Raw genomic sequence first — 15,873 nt, 5'->3', positions numbered from 1 at the left:
CATCCGCTGATATGGATTCTTGCTTGCCGCTCGTGCGGCCTACCGTCGGTGAGATAGCTCCGGCTTCTAGGCAGGCTGTCTGATTTAGATCAATGCAGGAGGTGGAGTTAACTGCGACAGGTCTGGTTGTTGAAAGAAGCCTCAAGGCCACTGGAACAGTTCGTAGCGGCCTCCGTTGAGACATTCAGGGGCACGTGCGCGGCGACGCCAGATTAAAAACCAAGGCGCAGCCGCCGGCCGCGTTGGGTACGGATCGGAGACCCACATCATGACAACCAGCAACCTCGAAGTCGGCGATCTATTCTCGATCCTTGGCGCCAAAGGGATCGAGAAGCAATTGATGCGCAACGCAGGTGTTCACGGTGCGTCGGTCAATCCTGTTTCGGGGACAACGACGGTCGATTTCGATCCGGCGAAAACTGATTTGCTAACCATCCAGGCAGTAATCAACGACTGCGGCTATCATTGTGCTGGGCAAGCCGTCCCTAATCACCTTTGCGAGAATCGTCCGGCCTCGGAAAAGGCTATCGAGGGCAAGGCAAAGCCCGTCGATGCGCACGCCGGAATGGACATGCCAGTTACGACGCCCGTTAGCAAAGCGGACGCAAAATCCGGACACAAGGATCATAGCGGCGCTCAGACCGATGCCATGGCAAACGAAATGGGCCACGGCTCTGGTATGGACATGCAGGCAATGGTCCGCGACATGCGCAACCGGTTCTGGATCGCTCTGGTTTTCAGCCTGCCTATTTTTGTCTTTTCGCCGATGGGGCTCGACTACATCAAGGTGCCGCCTCCCTTCGGCTTGCGCCTTGACCTGGTACTTTTCGTCTTCGCCAGCCTGGCGATCCTTTATCCGGTCTGGCCCTTCGTCGTTGCCGCGTATCGATCGATCAGGAGCGGTGTCGCCAATATGGCGGTGCTCATCGTCCTCAGTGTCGGCACGGGATATTTCTTCAGCGTGGGATCGACGTTTTTCTATGGCGGAGAACAGTTTTACGAAGCCTCGGCAATCCTCCTCGTTTTTATCCTGCTCGGGCACTGGCTCGAAATGCGCGCTAGGGCGGGTGCGTCCGAAGCCATACGCGCGCTGATGGATTTGGCGCCGCCAACGGCCAAAGTGCTGCGAGGCGGAAAGGAAATCGAGGTCTCAACCGCCGAGGTTGTAGAGAACGACACGGTCGTGATCAGGCCTGGCAACAAGATCCCAGTCGACGGCAGGATCCTCGAAGGCTCATCGCAGGTCGACGAATCGATGCTTACTGGTGAATCCATGCCGGTTGGCAAGAAAGTTGGCGACAGCGTCATCGGCGCGACAATCAACAAGAGCGGCACGTTCAAATATACGGCAACAAAGGTTGGCGCGGACACGGCACTGGCCCAGATCGTCAAACTGGTTCAGGAGGCCCAGAACTCCAAGGCGCCGTCGCAACTGCTAGCGGACCGCGCCGCACAATGGCTGGTCTTTGCCGCGGTCTTCGTCGGCCTGCTGACATTTGCGGTCTGGTATTGGGTGGTCGGACAAACCTTGCTGTTCGCTCTGACGCTGACAATCACCGTTTTTGTCATCGCTTGTCCTGACGCACTCGGCCTTGCTACGCCAATGGCGATCATGGTTGGCACTGGACTGGGTGCGATGAACGGTATCCTGTTCAAGAACGCGGCGGCACTTGAGGAGGCAACCAAGCTCGACATCATCATCTTCGACAAGACCGGCACATTGACCATGGGCAAGCCTGAGGTTGTGGATCTGGTAATGGCCGCTGGTACGTCGGAGGAGCAATTGCTGTCGGCTGCGGCGGCCGTCGAGGCAGGATCAGAACATCCGCTGGCGCAGGCCATCCTCCACCGTGCCGAGAAGATTACAGCACCCAAGGCAAGCGATTTCAAAAACATCGAGGGCAAAGGCGCGCAGGCGAAGATCAATGGCAAGCTCGCGCTGCTCGGCAACAAGCTGCTCATGAGTGACAACAAGATCGATCTCGGTGTGCTCGCAGCGAAGTCCGAAGAACTGCAGGGTGCCGGGCGGACGGTTGTTCATCTTGCTTTGGACGGCAAGCTTGCGGGTCTGATCGCCATAGCTGACGCGGTGCGGCCCACGGCGATCGACGCGATCAAGGCAATTCGCGCTCGTGGCGTCGAGGTTGCCATGCTCACCGGAGACAACAAGGGCACTGCTGAACGCATCGCCAAGGGACTGGGAATTGGCGTTGTCTTCGCCGACGTGCTGCCGGGCGACAAGGCAAGCAAGGTCAAGGAGCTTCAGGCTCAGGGCAAAAAGGTCGGTATGGTCGGGGATGGTGTGAATGACGCGCCGGCACTCGTCCAGGCTGACGTCGGTTTTGCGATCGGAGCTGGTACCGATGTCGCAATGGAAAGTGCTGACATTGTCCTCATGAAAAGCGACCCATTCGATGTGGTGGGCGCGATCGAACTGTCCCGCGCCACCTTGCGCAAGATGCACCAAAACCTTTGGTGGGCGGTGGGCTATAATGTGATTGCCTTCCCGCTGGCCGCCGGTGTCCTATTTCCGTTCCTGCTCGGCCCCAGCATAGCCGCGATTGCAATGTCGGGCAGCTCGGCTCTTGTCGCAATCAACGCGCTCATGTTGAAGCGCACTAAGCTGACCGGCATTCGCCGCCAAAGCGCTACAGCTGCGCTGGTTCCCACTGCGCTCCCGATCCTTCCGGTTCCTGCCGTATGAGCAAGGCGGCGAATCCTTCCGGAGTCCCGCTCGCCACGATGGCGGTACTGATGCTGGCAGTCTTTACCGTCTCCATGGGATTCGGGATCGTGCTGCCGCTTTTGCCGTTCTTGATCGAACGCCTGCTCGGGGCAGGTGGCGACGCGGCGCAGGTATCGCGAGCAACCGGGCTTTTGACGGCAATCTACACGTTGGCCCTGTTTCTGTTTGCGCCCGTTTGGGGGCGCATGTCCGATCTGTTCGGCCGCCGCGTCATTCTGTTGTCGGGTCTTGTCGGGTTCGGCGCCACCATGTTGGTATTTTCAGGCATAGAGAACCTCCTGGGTCTCTATGCCGAGCGGTTTTTGAGCGGTCTGTTTGCCACAGCGGTCACGCCCGTTGCTCTTGCGGTGATCGCCGACCTGGCGGTGGATAAGGAAGCCCGGGCGCACCGCCTTACCTTTGTCAGCCTGGCAGGGATCAGCGGTTTCCTTTCCGGCCCCATGATTGGGGTGTTCATGGCCGGGGAAACAATCAGTTCTCCGATAAATTCCAGCAGCGACGGATCGCTTGCGATTCCGCTCGTGGCGACAGCGGTTCTGGCTCTTCTAGCAGCCGCAGCCGCAGCCGCAGCGCTCATAGTTCCGGGTCCGAAGGCTGGAGCAGCCATTCAACAGCACGAGCATCACCTTGGACACAGACACCAGTGGCTTGTGGTGAGGCTGCTTGCTTTGGCGTTTGTGGTTTCTGCCGGTGTCGGGGTGTTCGAAGTGGGACTGGCGCTGCGTGGCAAGCAGGAACTCGGGCTCACACGAACCCAGATTGCCATGATGTTTACGGAATGCAGTCTGGTCATGATCATTGTCCAGGCGATCGTGTTCTCGCGGATTAAACCTGAGACCACGCGCTGGCTCATCGCACCTGCCCTGGCAGTTCTTTCTGCTGCGCTGTTCCTCATGCCCTTTGCCTATAATTTCCCGTTGATGCTGGCGGGCGTAGGTGCGGTTGCTGCCAGCGCCGGCATTCTTTCGCCGATCCTGACCTTCTGGATTTCCAGCAAGGCCGGCACGGCACAGGGAGCGGCGTTCGGTACGCAGACGGCGGCTGCAAGTCTCGGCGGTGCCGTAGGGGCGGCAGCCGGCGGGCTCCTGTTCGACGTTGCCTTTCTGCCGAACGCATCGTTCATGCTCACGGCTGTATTGATCGCGCTTGGGTTTCTCCTGAGCCTCGGTCTGCCGAACCTGCTTGCACGCGGCAAACCTGATCGACCCGTCCCTGTCGCAACTCTCGCGTCATCCGCCGGCAGCCAGCCGAAGGCAACACCGTGAATCCTCTCGCTAGTCATGAAGATTTAGCGATGTTGCAGCGAGAGACGTTCGATTATTTCGTTCATGAAGCGAACCACGCCAACGGCCTCGTTCTTGATAAGACAGAAGAAAACTGGCCCGCAAGCATTGCCGCCACCGGCCTTGCGCTGGCCTGCTATCCAGTTGGCGTCGAGAGTGGGTTCATGAGCCGGAGCGCGGCTGTGGAACGCACCTTGGCCACGCTGCGCTTCTTCTGGAATAGCCCTCAGGGGCCGGAGCCGGACGCAACAGGGTATCGCGGCTTCTACTATCACTTCCTGGATATGCAAACCGGCCGGCGCGCCTGGCTTTGCGAGCTATCGACTGTTGATAGCGCCTTCCTATTTGCGGGCGCCTTGGCGGCAGCGGCCTATTTCGTTGCGGACGTAGCCGACGAGCGGGAAATCCGCGTGCTTGCCGACGCACTCTATCGCCGCGCGGACTGGCAGTGGGCGCAGAACCAGGGAGAGACGGTGACGCACGGCTGGAAACCGGAGAGCGGGTTTCTCGAGTACCGGTGGGAGGGCTACGATGAGGCTCTGCTCCTCTATATCCTGGGTCTTGGCTCTCCCACTTACCCGCTTCCGGAAAGTAGCTACGCCGCCTGGACGTCCAGCTATCGCTGGGAGAGCTGTTACGGCTATGAGTTCCTCTACGCCGGCCCGTTGTTTACGCACCAGCTGTCCCATGTCTGGATCGACTTCCGCAGCCTTCAGGACCAGTTCATGCGCAACAAGGCAAGCGACTACTTCGAGAACAGTCGGCGCGCCACCCATGTTCAGCGGCGATACGCCATTGAAAATCCGCGTGGGTTCGACGGCTATGGCGAACACTGCTGGGGGATTACCGCAAGTGAGGGGCCTGGCCCCGCTTCTCTCAAGCTCAACGGCATTCAGCGAGAGTTCGAAGACTATGTGGGACGCGGCGTGCCCTACGGGCCTGATGACGGCACCCTCGCGCCTTGGGCAGTCGTCGCCTCCTTGCCGTTCGCTCCCGAAATCGTCCTTCCTGCGATCGACTTCTGCATCCACCAAGCCAAGTTGAAGGTCGGCAAATACGGCTTCAACGCGGCCTTCAATCCAACCCATCCGGGCGAGCCTGGCAATCCCTACGGCTGGTGGGTGTCGCCATTTCACTTTGGACTAAACCAGGGACCCATCGTGTTGATGATCGAGAACCATCGCAGCGGCTTGTTGTGGCAATTGATGCGCTCATCTCCACCCATCCGCAGTGGCTTACAACGGGCAGGGTTCGAAGGGGGCTGGCTCGGATAGTTCTCCTGGGATGCCCGCAAACCGAGCGCCCGGGCCTGCTCCAGGTCGCATGCTCCGACGTGGGAACCGGCAATCAAGCATTTGCAGAAGTGGCCTCCGTTTTGCCTTCAGGCGCGCGGACCTCTCCTTCCGTCACAATGGATCAGGCCACTATCTTTCGAGCTCAAATGGCCGCGATCATCTTTTCCAGCATGCCACGAACCTGGCCAGCCAACGCCTTCAGTTGGTCGTTCGGAATCGCCTGCATTGAGGCCACCGGATTAATGGCACTGACCATCACCAAGCCCGCACCAGTGGATCGAACAATCACATTGCAGGGGAGCATGGCGCCTACTTGCGGTTCGATCTTGATGGCTTCGTAGGCCATTTTGGGATTGCAAGCGCCAAGGATGAGGTAGTCCGCGACCACCGCGTCGATCTTCTTTTTGAGTGTCGCTTTGACATCAATCTCCGTCAGAACGCCAAAACCTTGGGCGGCCAGCGCGGCACGGGTCCTTTCGACAACCTTGCTGAATTCCTTGTCGGTAAATGTCCGGTCGATCGTATAGCTCATCTCAAATACTCCGGCTTAAAGTAGGCATCCCGCTATTTCATAAGATATTTGGCAAGCGCGGCGACGGCGAGGACTGCCAACAAGCCAATCAGCAGCATCCATGTGCCGCCAAACCACATCCCGCTTCCGTCCATCATTGCATTTCCCCTTGAGGTTTGATTTTGCATGGCTGGCTCAGGGTTTCCGCCCGGGCGTGCAAACGGCGGCCTTCGCTTCACCTCGATCGTGATATTACTATTCTGACCTAGGACCGCTTTGATCTTGATCAAGGGAAAACAATTGAAGCATTTTGGAATAGACATCTCGCCAAGCTTCTTGGTGCGGATGCGGAGTAGCTATAGTCCGTTTTCCACCTGTGTTTCGCTGACATGTGTCAGGACGCTGCGGGCTACGGCCGCGATCACAGCCAAAGCGTCGGCGGTGCCGTCCGCTTCGCCCTTCTCAAAATCACCTTCGGTCTGACCCATCTGGTTTGTTACGTGGGCGAAGCAGATAACATGCTTGTGACGCGCCTCCGCAAAGGCGTAGAGCGCGGCCGCTTCCATCTCAACGGCCGCAATTCCTTGTGCCCGGCGCGCTTTAATCGCGCGTTCCGTCTCACGAAACGGGGCGTCGGTTGTCCACGTCGCCCCCACGTGAATCGGTTCCGGCAGATTCGACAGATTAGGGCGAACCAATTCAATCAGGTCCGCGTTGCCCTCGGCAAATTCAGCGGGTGGCATATAGTGGTGGCTGGTTCCTTCATCGCGAAGGGCACGGTCGATCAGCACAAAGTAGGGTGGCGGCCCGAGGGACGTAATCTGTCCGGCAGAGGTAATGCTGATAAGCAAGCGGCAACCCGAGGCAAAAAGCTGTTCGGCGACCAATACGGCGAATGAGGAGCCGACCGCACAGCCGACTATGCCGAGCCGCTGGCCGTCGAGCTCAAACTCGTCAAGAGCGGTGTGATAGCAGGCCCAACCCGTCGATGGGCGCGCGCGGCCTTCTTTCCGTAGACGGCGCACAATGTCGCCGTCGGGGTCAAGCACGCACACGGATGGCACCGGTTCTAATGAGAGCCCTTTCTGCCGCCGCGCCTCGCGCAGCATGTTTTCAACCTGAAACACAGATTCGGCTGAATAGTCCTTCAGCTCAAACAGCGGGGACAGCGGGATTGGCACCGTCATGTGCTGCGCTCGAACACAACGCCGTAGTGATAAGGCGGAAGGTCGACCAAGCGACTGAAACCAAATCCTACGGGCTCGACGACGACTTCTACGGCTTCGGGTGGCATGCGCATATCTGTTTTAGGCCCTCGCGGCCGACCGAGCACGGTCGTCTGTTCTCGCGGCAGCTGGTGCCAGTTGACGACAGCAAACAGCCCGAGCGGCTTGAGTGTCTTGGCAACCGCCCGGACAAGGCCAGCCTGGTCAGGCACTCCATGAAAGGTATTGGCAATCAACACAAAATCGACCTGCTCGGGAATCAGCTGCTCAATGTCGCGGGCATCTGCGGTGATCCACTTCAGCACCGACACGCCTTGGCGCGACGCTTCTAACCGGGCCAGTTCAATCATCTCCGGGTCGAGATCCAGCGCGTAAACACGCCCGTCGACGATTTTTGCAAGTGGCGCGGTGAAATAGCCGTCCCCGCAGCAAAGATCGAGCACCGTCATACCCGGACTAACACCCAAGGACAGCAAAAGGCTTGCGGGGTCGGGCCATAAAGCCGCCCACCAGTCGCGGTCCGGCATCGATGTCGCGGGAAAAATTGCGCTCATGAAAGCAGACTAAAACGCCGGCACACAGAAGGCCACGCCAGCGGTCACCCATCAAGTAATCTTTATCGTTACCTCCGTGGTCGTGGCTGCGGTCGTCAGGTCGGCCAACCCTTCGGTCACCTCGCATTCCAACTCGGTCCTGAGCTTCGACAGGCCGCTGATTGGCTCGCCGCATCCACCAGACGAGCTTGGCGCGCAAATAGAGTGCCCGCTCGCAGTTTCGCGACGAGGGCTATTGCGTCGCTATCATTATACATTATATGCAATTGTATATTGATAACGCAGGTGACCGATATGAGAATGATCCGTGTGAACGACAGGCTGTCTGTGGGGCCTCAGCCCTCGACATCCGAAATCCTATCGCTGCCCGACCAGGGGTTCGCAGTCCTGATCAACGCACGTCCTGATAGGGAAGAACCCATCCAGCCTGGAAACGAAGCGGAGCGAGATGCTGCCGATCGTGCGGGTATTTCCTACGGCTTTATACCCGTCACGATGCCGACCATCACCGAGGCGGACGTTCGGGCCTTCCAGGCGGCTATGGCCGATGCCGACGGCGCGGTTTTTGCTCATTGCAAGACCGGCACGCGCGCCCTGATCCTGTATGTGCTGGGTGAGGCACTCGATGGCCGTATGTCGTCACTGGAAATCGCAGATCTCGGCCAAAAGCTGGGAATCGACCTGTCGGCAGCGTCCCGGTGGCTCGAAGCGCACAGGCAACTCCGACCGGAAGTGAAGGGCTTCTTCGACCCCCGGACATGGAGCGTGCAGTACGTCGTTTCGGATCCCCAGAGTGGCAAGTGCGCGATTATCGATCCAGTTCTCGATTTCGATGAGAGGTCCGGAGCGACTGCAACGCGCAATGCCGACACGCTGCTTTCCTATGTTGCCGAGAAGGGGCTGACCGTTGAATGGATTCTCGACACCCATCCTCATGCCGACCACTTTTCGGCCGCGCAGTACCTCAAGGAGAAGACAGGTGCCCCGACCGCGATTGGAGCGCGGGTGGTCGATGTCCAGCACTTGTGGCAAGGCATCTATAACTGGCCTGAACTTCGCGTGGACGGTTCGCAGTGGGACAGGCTGTTCTCGGATGGCGACACTTTCAAGGTCGGTTCCATCGAAGCCCGCGTGATGTTTTCGCCTGGTCACACCCTGGCGTCGATTACCTACCTGATCGGCGATGCGGCTTTTGTTCATGATACCATCTTCATGCCCGACAGCGGCACGGCTCGTGCTGATTTTCCTGGTGGTGACGCTCGCATCTTGTGGAAATCGATCCAGAACATTCTGGGTCTTCCAGACCAAACCCGGCTGTTTACTGGCCACGACTACCAGCCGGGCGGACGCGAACCGAAGTGGGAAAGCACGGTCGGCGAGCAGAAGCGCACCAATGAGCATCTGGCCGGCATGACCGAAGAGGCTTTTGCCAAACTGCGTGTAGCGCGTGACCGTACGCTGCCGATGCCGAAACTGATTTTGCATGCCTTGCAGGTCAACATTCAGGCGGGGCGTCTTCCAGAGCCGGAAGCAAACGGTAAGCGCTATCTGAAATTCCCCCTGGATGCACTGGAAGGAGCAGCGTGGTGAGCGAGATCCAGCTTGATGCAATGACGATGAGGATGTCGCCTGCCGCCATGGAGGCCCGCGCCGGCGAAGTTGCGGCTCTATTGAAGACTCTGGCACATCCAATGCGGCTCATGCTCGTCTGCACCCTTGTGGAAGGGGAGCTTTCGGTTAGCCAACTGGAAGAAGTGCTCGACATCCACCAACCGAACCTTTCCCAGCAACTGACAGTGTTGCGCGATGCCAAGATTGTGGAAACGCGGCGTGACGGGAAACAGATCTTCTATCGGTTGACCGCCGAGAAGGCTGCTCAATTGGTTTCAGCGCTTTACACGATCTTCTGTTCGGAAGGTCGGTCATGACCTCTTACCTCGTTTCCCTTCTGGGCGGGGCTCTGATCGGCCTTTCATCGACGATGCTCCTGATCCTGAACGGCAGAATCGCCGGCATAAGCGGTGTCGTTGGCAGGCTGGCCCAAGGCATCAATACCGGGACGAACGCAGCGTTCGTCGTCGGATTGCTGCTTGGCCCGGTCGTGTACTTCGCAGCTTTTCATCATTGGCCGGCCGTGACGATAACGGCGTCGCTGCCGTTGATCATGCTTGCAGGATTGCTGGTCGGCTTCGGATCCCGGATGGGCTCGGGTTGCACCAGCGGTCATGGCGTCATCGGCTTGGCGCGGTCATCGCCACGTTCAATCGTCGCGGTTTTGACATTCCTTGCGAGCGGCATCCTGGCTGTCGCCCTTCTTCACGGAGCTCTCTCGTGAAACACACCCAATTACAGGTTTTGGCCGCTTTGGCCGCGGGCACCATTTTCGGGTTTGGTTTGGCGTTGTCGGGCATGCTCGACCCTGTCCGGGTTCAGGGCTTTCTCGACGTTTTTGGCGCATGGGATCCGAGCCTGGCATTCGTGCTGGGCGGTGCCGTTGCAGTTGCAATGGGAGGCATGGCCTTTATCCGGCGGATGTCGCGACCGCTGCTGGCGGATAGCTTCCATTGGCCCATGGACTCGCGGATTGACGCCCCTCTGGTCATCGGCTCGGCGATCTTCGGCCTTGGATGGGGTCTGGGCGGGTTTTGCCCTGGCCCGGCGATGGCTTCTCTGTCGCTTGGGCTAACGCCGACGCTGGTCTTCGTAGCCTTTATGCTGGCGGGGATGATTGCCCATGATCGCTTCTTCGGGAGAACATCATGACCAATGCCTTGTTTGCCGCCGTCGGCTCCGGCGGTCTGGTCGGTTTCACTCTTGGTCTGGTCGGCGGCGGTGGATCGATCCTTGCCACGCCGCTCTTGCTCTATGTTGTCGGCGTCGCCCAACCGCACCTCGCCATCGGCACAGGCGCGCTTGCAGTGGCCGCCAACGCATTTGCGAACTTCGCAGGCCACGCCTTGAAGGGTCACGTCTGGTGGCGTTGTGCGCTTGTCTTCGCGGCGCTGGGCTCCGTGGGTGCCCTGGCGGGTTCGAGCCTCGGAAAGTCGATCGACGGGACGCGTCTGCTCTTCTTCTTTGGGCTGCTTATGCTGGTGGTCGGCGGACTGATGGTTCGACCACGCCGTAGCACTTCGACGGCAGCCCGGCCTGTCGATGCCAAAATGTGCGCGATGACAGCGGCAGTCGCCGTTGCCGCCGGCGCGGCCTCTGGCTTCTTTGGCATTGGCGGCGGCTTCCTCATTGTCCCCGGATTGATCCTGGCCACCGGAATGCCAACGATCAATGCGATTGGTACATCCTTGCTTGCTGTCGCAGCCTTCGGCCTCGCGACCGCCTTCAACTACGCCTTGTCGGGAATGGTTGACTGGCAGCTGGCAGCTGAATTTATCGGTGGCGGCTTTGGCGGCGGCTTGATCGGCATGTTGGCGGCGACACGCCTGGCGTCCTACAAGAACGTGCTCAATAGGATCTTCGCCGCACTCATCTTTGTCGTCGCGAGCTACGTTCTCTACCGGAGTATCGGCGAACTCGCTCGGTCATAGGCTGCCATGCCAGTTGGTAGGCGGTTTCCAGGCCCAGAGGCCGTAGGCGGAAGATTGCTCGACCATTGTCATGCTCCTTTGTGGTGAGTGGTGCCATCTCGCGCGCCCGGCACGGGTTCCTTATGCCTGCTGGCATGGCCGCCGTGACCGCCATGCCCGCGGTGGCCGCCATGCTTGCGGTGAAACATGTGAAGCAGAGGGCAGGTGAGCAGCAGCAGAAAGGGAAGGACACCGAAGGTATGAGCTCGGTGCTCAGTGAGAAGGAAAAACGCAGCGATCAGCAGGAAAGCGATCGTGACCAGGCCGGTCTTGGAAGTCCAAAATCCGCCTGCCTCGGCCTCCGGTTCTGGTTCGGACACGGTCGGGGGAGCGGACATGCGGTGCACGTTGTTGGTATTCATGGGATGGGTTCCTTGTTTGTCAGCGTTTGTCATTGCCGGAGCTTTCGAGCCCATACGCGATGAGGCTCACGGCCCAGACCAGCGCGCAGGCGAACAGTGGCCACCTGAAGTCGGAGCCAATCGTGAAGTTGACCACCGACATCAAGCCGATGGACGACGCTCCTCCGACCAGGGCGCCGGCCACCGCGACCGCATGGCGCGCGCGAAACGCGGTGACTGCCAGCGCAATCAGGAGAACGCCGGTGGCGAGTGCGTAGCCGCCGAGCACCCTAAAAACCTGCGTCAGCCACACCGCGAGACGTGGACCGATCGCTTCGAGCTCGGCGGCCGAGAGATTCATATAGCGGACATCCTCGGGCAGCAGTGGTGGCCTGAGTGCGATGAAATACAGTCCGATCCCGGCGATGATGGTTCCGGCCAGAGCAAGAGTTGCGGACGACGTCGTCCATGGATTGACTGCAGGTTTCATGAGTGGAACCTCGCCAATCGAAGCTGGGTTTTCATGATTGGTTCCTCGTCGTTGGTGTGAATTGCGGTCGACTCTGGACGGTGCCCAAGGCCAGGCCAGATCGCCGCTGCTGGTTATGACTTCGGGAATCGGTCGCGCGATTTGGGGCCTTAACGGGCACTGTTGGATTCAACAGTCCCTTGGGCTGCGACGGCGCGATATCAGGCCAAGGTCTGGGGAGGTTGCAGGAGTGCCTCGGGGTCGACGCCCGTTGGCAGGAATGCCTTGCCCGCCATGAACCGGGCGGCAACCGGCGCATCATGAAGAACGTCGCATTCGCCGGCGAAAATGCCTCCAGCACAACAGCCGGAGCCGGTCGAGTGCACGCAATCCAGGCAGTTGTCACATGGCGCGCGATGGTCGTCTTGGTCTGTGAACGCGATATTACCTATCGCGTTGTCCGACGTGCTCGTCGAGATTGTCGCAACGTCGGCAGAGACGCCGGCTCCGAAAGCCTGCCCGGCAAGACCAGCAATGGCACCGCCCGCGATCAGGAAGATCACGGACAGCAGTAATCGAAGCTGAGCCAACGCGCTTTTCATGTGTTTAGTATAGCCCAATTGCATAGCGCCCCTTTGACGCAAATCAATGCCGGCACGCCCAAGAGAGCGCTCAGTTCAGCGGTTCTCATCCGACACTGATCGGATGTTTACCCAATTCTCCCTGGAGACACGGGGATGAAACCCTGAGGTGAGATCATTGCTGGCAATGTCGCGTTCCACCGAGACCACCGTCAGGATAGAATCCGCAGCCGAGACCGTGTTTGCCTATCTCGACGACCACAGACATCTCGGGGCTCACATGAGCGCCTCATCATGGATGATGCTCGGTTCGAAGATGGATTACGAGTTCGATACACATGAAGCCCGTTCGGTCGGCTCCAAGTTCGGATTCCGTGGAAAAATACTCGGAGTTGCGCTGTCGGCGGAACAAGTGGTTGCGATCCGGATGGCGCCCAGATTGAAGGTCTGGGAAACCATCGGGGTCCCAAATCTCTGGGTGATCGGCCGTTATCGCATGGGCTTCAAGATCGTCCCAGAGGCGGGAGCCTGCCGGCTTCGGGTCTTCATCGACTATGACCTGCCGGAAACGGCGCCAGCCCGATTGCTCGGCATGATCTTTGCGAATGCCTATGCACGTTGGTGCACGGGTCAGATGGCGAAAGGCGCAGCCCGTTATTTCGAGAAGCTCGGGGCGCGGGCAGTCCCGAGCATTCAAGCATCTAGAAAGTCAGCCGAACAATGACGGACCGAATGGCGCGCGAATGCGTTGGTGTCCATTCACTACGACTCGACAAGCAGAGGCGCGTCGCCATCCGGCGGCATTTGCAAACAACGCAACGGAGCTGACATGACCGAGCACGCGAGAGTAGCAGTCCCCGGTGGGCGGCTGTCCGAAAGCCAGTTGCGCGATATTGATGCCTATTGGCGCGCCGCCAACTATCTGACGATCGGCCAGATCTACCTGCTCGACAATCCGCTGCTGCGCGAGCCCTTGCGGCTGGAGCACGTCAAGCCGCGCTTGCTCGGCCACTGGGGAACTTCGCCGGGCCTGAGCTTTATCTACGCCCATCTCAATCGCGCGATCCGGCTTCGGGATGCCGATGTGATCTATGTCTGCGGCCCCGGCCACGGCGGCCCGGCAATGGTGGCGAACACCTACCTGGAGGGCACCTACACCGAGATCAATCCGGATATAACAATGGATGAGCAGGGAATGCGAAAGCTGTTCCGGCAGTTCTCGTTTCCAGGCGGAATCCCGAGCCATGCCGCGCCCGACGTGCCGGGTTCGATCAATGAGGGCGGCGAACTGGGCTACGCGCTTTCTAATGCCTACGGCGCGGCCTTCGACAACCCAGACCTTGTCGTCGCTTGCGTTGTCGGCGATGGCGAGGCCGAAACCGGACCACTGGCTGCGGCGTGGCACTCCAACAAATTCCTCAATCCGGCGCGCGACGGCGCGGTTCTACCGATCCTGCATTTGAACGGCTACAAGATCGCCAATCCGACGATTCTGGGCCGCATTCCCGAAGATGAATTGCGGGCGCTGTTTATCGGCTACGGGTATGAACCGCTGTTCGTCGAGGGGCACGAGCCGGCACTGATGCATCAACGAATGGCGGCCGTTCTGGACGATGCGCTCGACCGCATCCGGGACATCCAGCACGCCGCGCGCGCTGGTTCGGCGCCGACGACGTCGCGACCAAAATGGCCGATGATCGTGCTGCGTAGCCCCAAGGGCTGGACTGGTCCGAAGGAGGTCGACGGGCTGAAGACCGAGGGCTTCTGGCGCTCTCATCAGGTCCCGTTGTCGGGACTTGCGGAAAATCCCGAACATCTCAAGCTGCTCGAGGAGTGGTTGAAAAGCTACCGACCCGAGGAACTGTTCGACGCCGTGGGTGCTCCGGTGGTCTCGATCCGCGCTACTGCACCCCAGACCATGCGGCGCATGGGCGCCAACCCGCATGCCAATGGCGGGCTGCTGCGCAAATCGCTCAACATGCCCGGATTGAATGACCATGCCGTGGCCGTCCCTCAACCCGGCGCTGTCAAGGCCGAGGCAACGCGAGTAATGGGCACCTTCCTGCGTGACGTAATGGAGTTGAACCGGGCCGCGAAGAATTTCCGCATCGTTGGCCCGGACGAGACCGCCTCGAACCGGCTTCAAGACGTGTTCGAAGTCACCGAGCGTGCCTGGATGGAGAAGATCCTGCCCGAGGACGTTCATCTCGGGCGTGACGGCCGGGTCATGGAAATCCTTTCCGAGCATACCTGCCAGGGCTGGCTCGAAGGCTACCTGCTGACGGGACGGCACGGTCTGTTCTCTTGCTACGAGGCATTCATCCACATCGTCGATTCCATGTTCAACCAGCATGCGAAATGGTTGGATGCCTGCCGCGACATTCCATGGCGTCGGCCCATTGCTTCGCTGAACTACCTGTTGTCGAGCCATGTTTGGCATCAGGAACACAATGGCTTCAGCCATCAGGATCCCGGCTTTATCGACGTCGCCCTCAACAAGAAGGCCGACATCGTGCGCGTCTATCTGCCGCCGGATGCCAACACCTTGCTCTGCGTGGCCGACCATGTGTTGCAGACCTGGAACCGCATCAACGTCATCGTCGCCGGCAAACCGCCATCATGGCAGTGGCTGTCGATGGACAAGGCGATCGTTCACTGCAGGGCGGGCGTCGGCATCTGGGACTGGGCGTCGACGGATGCTGGTGCCGAGCCGGACGTCGTCATGGCATGCGCCGGCGATGTTCCGACGCTCGAAACACTGGCGGCTGTCCAGATCCTCAGGCACCATGTTCCAGAGCTCAGGATCAGGGTGGTCAACATCGTGGACCTGATGACGCTTCAGCCGAAGGAGCATCACCCGCACGGCCTGTCGGATCGAGATTTCGACGCGCTGTTCACCACCGGCAAACCCGTCATTTTCGCCTATCATGGCTATCCCTGGACCGTCCATCGCCTCACCTATCGGCGGACCAACCACGACAACATCCATGTGCGAGGCTTTAACGAGGAAGGCACGACCACCACGCCCTTCGACATGACGGTTTTGAACGGCCTCGACCGGTTCCACCTCGTCCAAAGCGTGCTTGATCGGGTTCCGGAGCTCAAGAGCGTACGGGTCGGGTTGAAGCAGGCGATGGACAGCAAGCTGCTTGACCATCGAGCCTATATACGCGCCCATGGCCAGGACATGCCGGAAATACTCGACTGGAAGTGGGGGCAGGATCCAGATGCGGCGACGACTCGTTCAGGTTGAGCCGATGCCCTTATTCCGGAAATCGCCGCGACA

General features: G+C 59.6%; 17 protein-coding genes. 10 read left to right on the top strand and 7 right to left on the bottom strand.

All coding sequences use genetic code 11. From position 1 onward, the window contains the following. The first annotated feature begins 268 nt into the window (after positions 1–268). The 3 genes from FCU66_RS32880 to FCU66_RS32870 are packed head-to-tail and all read left to right on the top strand — an operon-like array spanning position 269 to position 5,303. A complete protein-coding gene (locus FCU66_RS32880) occupies positions 269–2,704 on the top strand; it encodes a heavy metal translocating P-type ATPase (protein ID WP_181956580.1) in 2,436 nt (811 codons plus the stop codon). Next, positions 2,701–4,011, top strand: coding sequence for an MFS transporter (locus FCU66_RS32875; protein WP_246094140.1), 1,311 nt, complete (start codon positions 2,701–2,703; stop codon positions 4,009–4,011). Before FCU66_RS32880 ends, FCU66_RS32875 begins: the two co-directional genes overlap by 4 nt. Positions 4,012–4,040: 29 nt before the next feature. Further along, positions 4,041–5,303, top strand: a complete 1,263-nt coding sequence (locus FCU66_RS32870; RefSeq protein WP_136618612.1) for a glucoamylase family protein — start codon at positions 4,041–4,043, stop codon at positions 5,301–5,303. 163 nt (positions 5,304–5,466) lie between these two features. On the opposite strand, the gene FCU66_RS32865 is transcribed toward FCU66_RS32870, so the two are convergent. The 4 genes from FCU66_RS32865 to FCU66_RS32850 are packed head-to-tail and all read right to left on the bottom strand — an operon-like array spanning position 5,467 to position 7,615. After that, positions 5,467–5,856, bottom strand: coding sequence for a DUF302 domain-containing protein (locus FCU66_RS32865; protein WP_127385655.1), 390 nt, complete (start codon positions 5,854–5,856; stop codon positions 5,467–5,469). Positions 5,857–5,888: 32 nt separating this feature from the next. Beyond that, positions 5,889–6,158 (bottom strand): hypothetical protein, encoded by a 270-nt coding sequence (locus FCU66_RS32860; protein ID WP_127385654.1) that lies wholly within the window; start codon positions 6,156–6,158, stop codon positions 5,889–5,891. 33 nt (positions 6,159–6,191) lie between these two features. Then, on the bottom strand, positions 6,192–7,022 hold the full coding sequence (locus tag FCU66_RS32855) for a nucleoside phosphorylase (protein ID WP_136618611.1): 831 nt from the start codon (positions 7,020–7,022) through the stop codon (positions 6,192–6,194). After that, complete coding sequence (locus FCU66_RS32850) at positions 7,019–7,615, bottom strand: class I SAM-dependent methyltransferase (protein ID WP_127385652.1); 597 nt, start codon at positions 7,613–7,615, stop codon at positions 7,019–7,021. Before FCU66_RS32850 ends, FCU66_RS32855 begins: the two co-directional genes overlap by 4 nt. A gap of 294 nt (positions 7,616–7,909) precedes the next feature. Here FCU66_RS32850 and blh point away from each other — a divergent pair, with 294 nt between their 5' ends. The 5 genes from blh to FCU66_RS32825 are packed head-to-tail and all read left to right on the top strand — an operon-like array spanning position 7,910 to position 11,157. Next, positions 7,910–9,205, top strand: a complete 1,296-nt coding sequence (gene blh, locus FCU66_RS32845; RefSeq protein WP_136618610.1) for a bifunctional sulfur transferase/dioxygenase Blh — start codon at positions 7,910–7,912, stop codon at positions 9,203–9,205. A 20-nt stretch (positions 9,206–9,225) separates the two neighbouring features. Continuing rightward, positions 9,226–9,543: a sulfite-sensing transcriptional repressor BigR gene (bigR, locus tag FCU66_RS32840; RefSeq protein ID WP_127385929.1), complete on the top strand. Its 318-nt coding sequence runs from the start codon at positions 9,226–9,228 to the stop codon at positions 9,541–9,543. After that, positions 9,540–9,950, top strand: coding sequence for a YeeE/YedE family protein (locus tag FCU66_RS32835; protein WP_127385927.1), 411 nt, complete (start codon positions 9,540–9,542; stop codon positions 9,948–9,950). Before bigR ends, FCU66_RS32835 begins: the two co-directional genes overlap by 4 nt. After that, entirely contained in the window at positions 9,947–10,378 is a 432-nt protein-coding gene (locus FCU66_RS32830; protein ID WP_127388914.1) for a YeeE/YedE family protein, read from the top strand. The genes FCU66_RS32835 and FCU66_RS32830 overlap by 4 nt, the downstream gene beginning before the upstream one ends. Next, complete coding sequence (locus FCU66_RS32825; RefSeq protein ID WP_136618609.1) at positions 10,375–11,157, top strand: sulfite exporter TauE/SafE family protein; 783 nt, start codon at positions 10,375–10,377, stop codon at positions 11,155–11,157. The genes FCU66_RS32830 and FCU66_RS32825 overlap by 4 nt, the downstream gene beginning before the upstream one ends. A 68-nt stretch (positions 11,158–11,225) precedes the next feature. Here the strand turns inward: FCU66_RS32825 and FCU66_RS32820 are convergent, their stop codons facing one another. From FCU66_RS32820 to FCU66_RS32810, 3 genes are all read right to left on the bottom strand, one after another. Further along, the gene (locus FCU66_RS32820) at positions 11,226–11,558 is read right to left on the bottom strand and encodes a DUF2933 domain-containing protein (protein WP_127385758.1); all 333 of its coding nucleotides are present in this window, start codon (positions 11,556–11,558) and stop codon (positions 11,226–11,228) included. Positions 11,559–11,577: 19 nt separating this feature from the next. Then, a complete protein-coding gene (locus tag FCU66_RS32815; protein WP_127385757.1) occupies positions 11,578–12,027 on the bottom strand; it encodes a hypothetical protein in 450 nt (149 codons plus the stop codon). Positions 12,028–12,227: 200 nt separating this feature from the next. Further along, on the bottom strand, positions 12,228–12,608 hold the full coding sequence (locus FCU66_RS32810) for a hypothetical protein (protein WP_127385756.1): 381 nt from the start codon (positions 12,606–12,608) through the stop codon (positions 12,228–12,230). 259 nt (positions 12,609–12,867) lie between these two features. Between FCU66_RS32810 and FCU66_RS32805 the strand changes: the two genes are divergently transcribed. Both FCU66_RS32805 and FCU66_RS32800 read left to right on the top strand, forming a co-directional pair. Next, positions 12,868–13,311 (top strand): polyketide cyclase, encoded by a 444-nt coding sequence (locus FCU66_RS32805; RefSeq protein WP_342778234.1) that lies wholly within the window; start codon positions 12,868–12,870, stop codon positions 13,309–13,311. 105 nt (positions 13,312–13,416) lie between these two features. Further along, the gene (locus tag FCU66_RS32800) at positions 13,417–15,840 is read left to right on the top strand and encodes a phosphoketolase family protein (protein ID WP_136618608.1); all 2,424 of its coding nucleotides are present in this window, start codon (positions 13,417–13,419) and stop codon (positions 15,838–15,840) included. Positions 15,841–15,873: the final 33 nt, after the last annotated feature.

This window comes from Mesorhizobium norvegicum, assembly GCF_004919685.1.
GTDB lineage: Bacteria > Pseudomonadota > Alphaproteobacteria > Rhizobiales > Rhizobiaceae > Mesorhizobium > Mesorhizobium norvegicum.
Note: the sequence above shows the minus strand (reverse complement) of the source record. Positions and strands in the feature narration are given on the sequence as shown.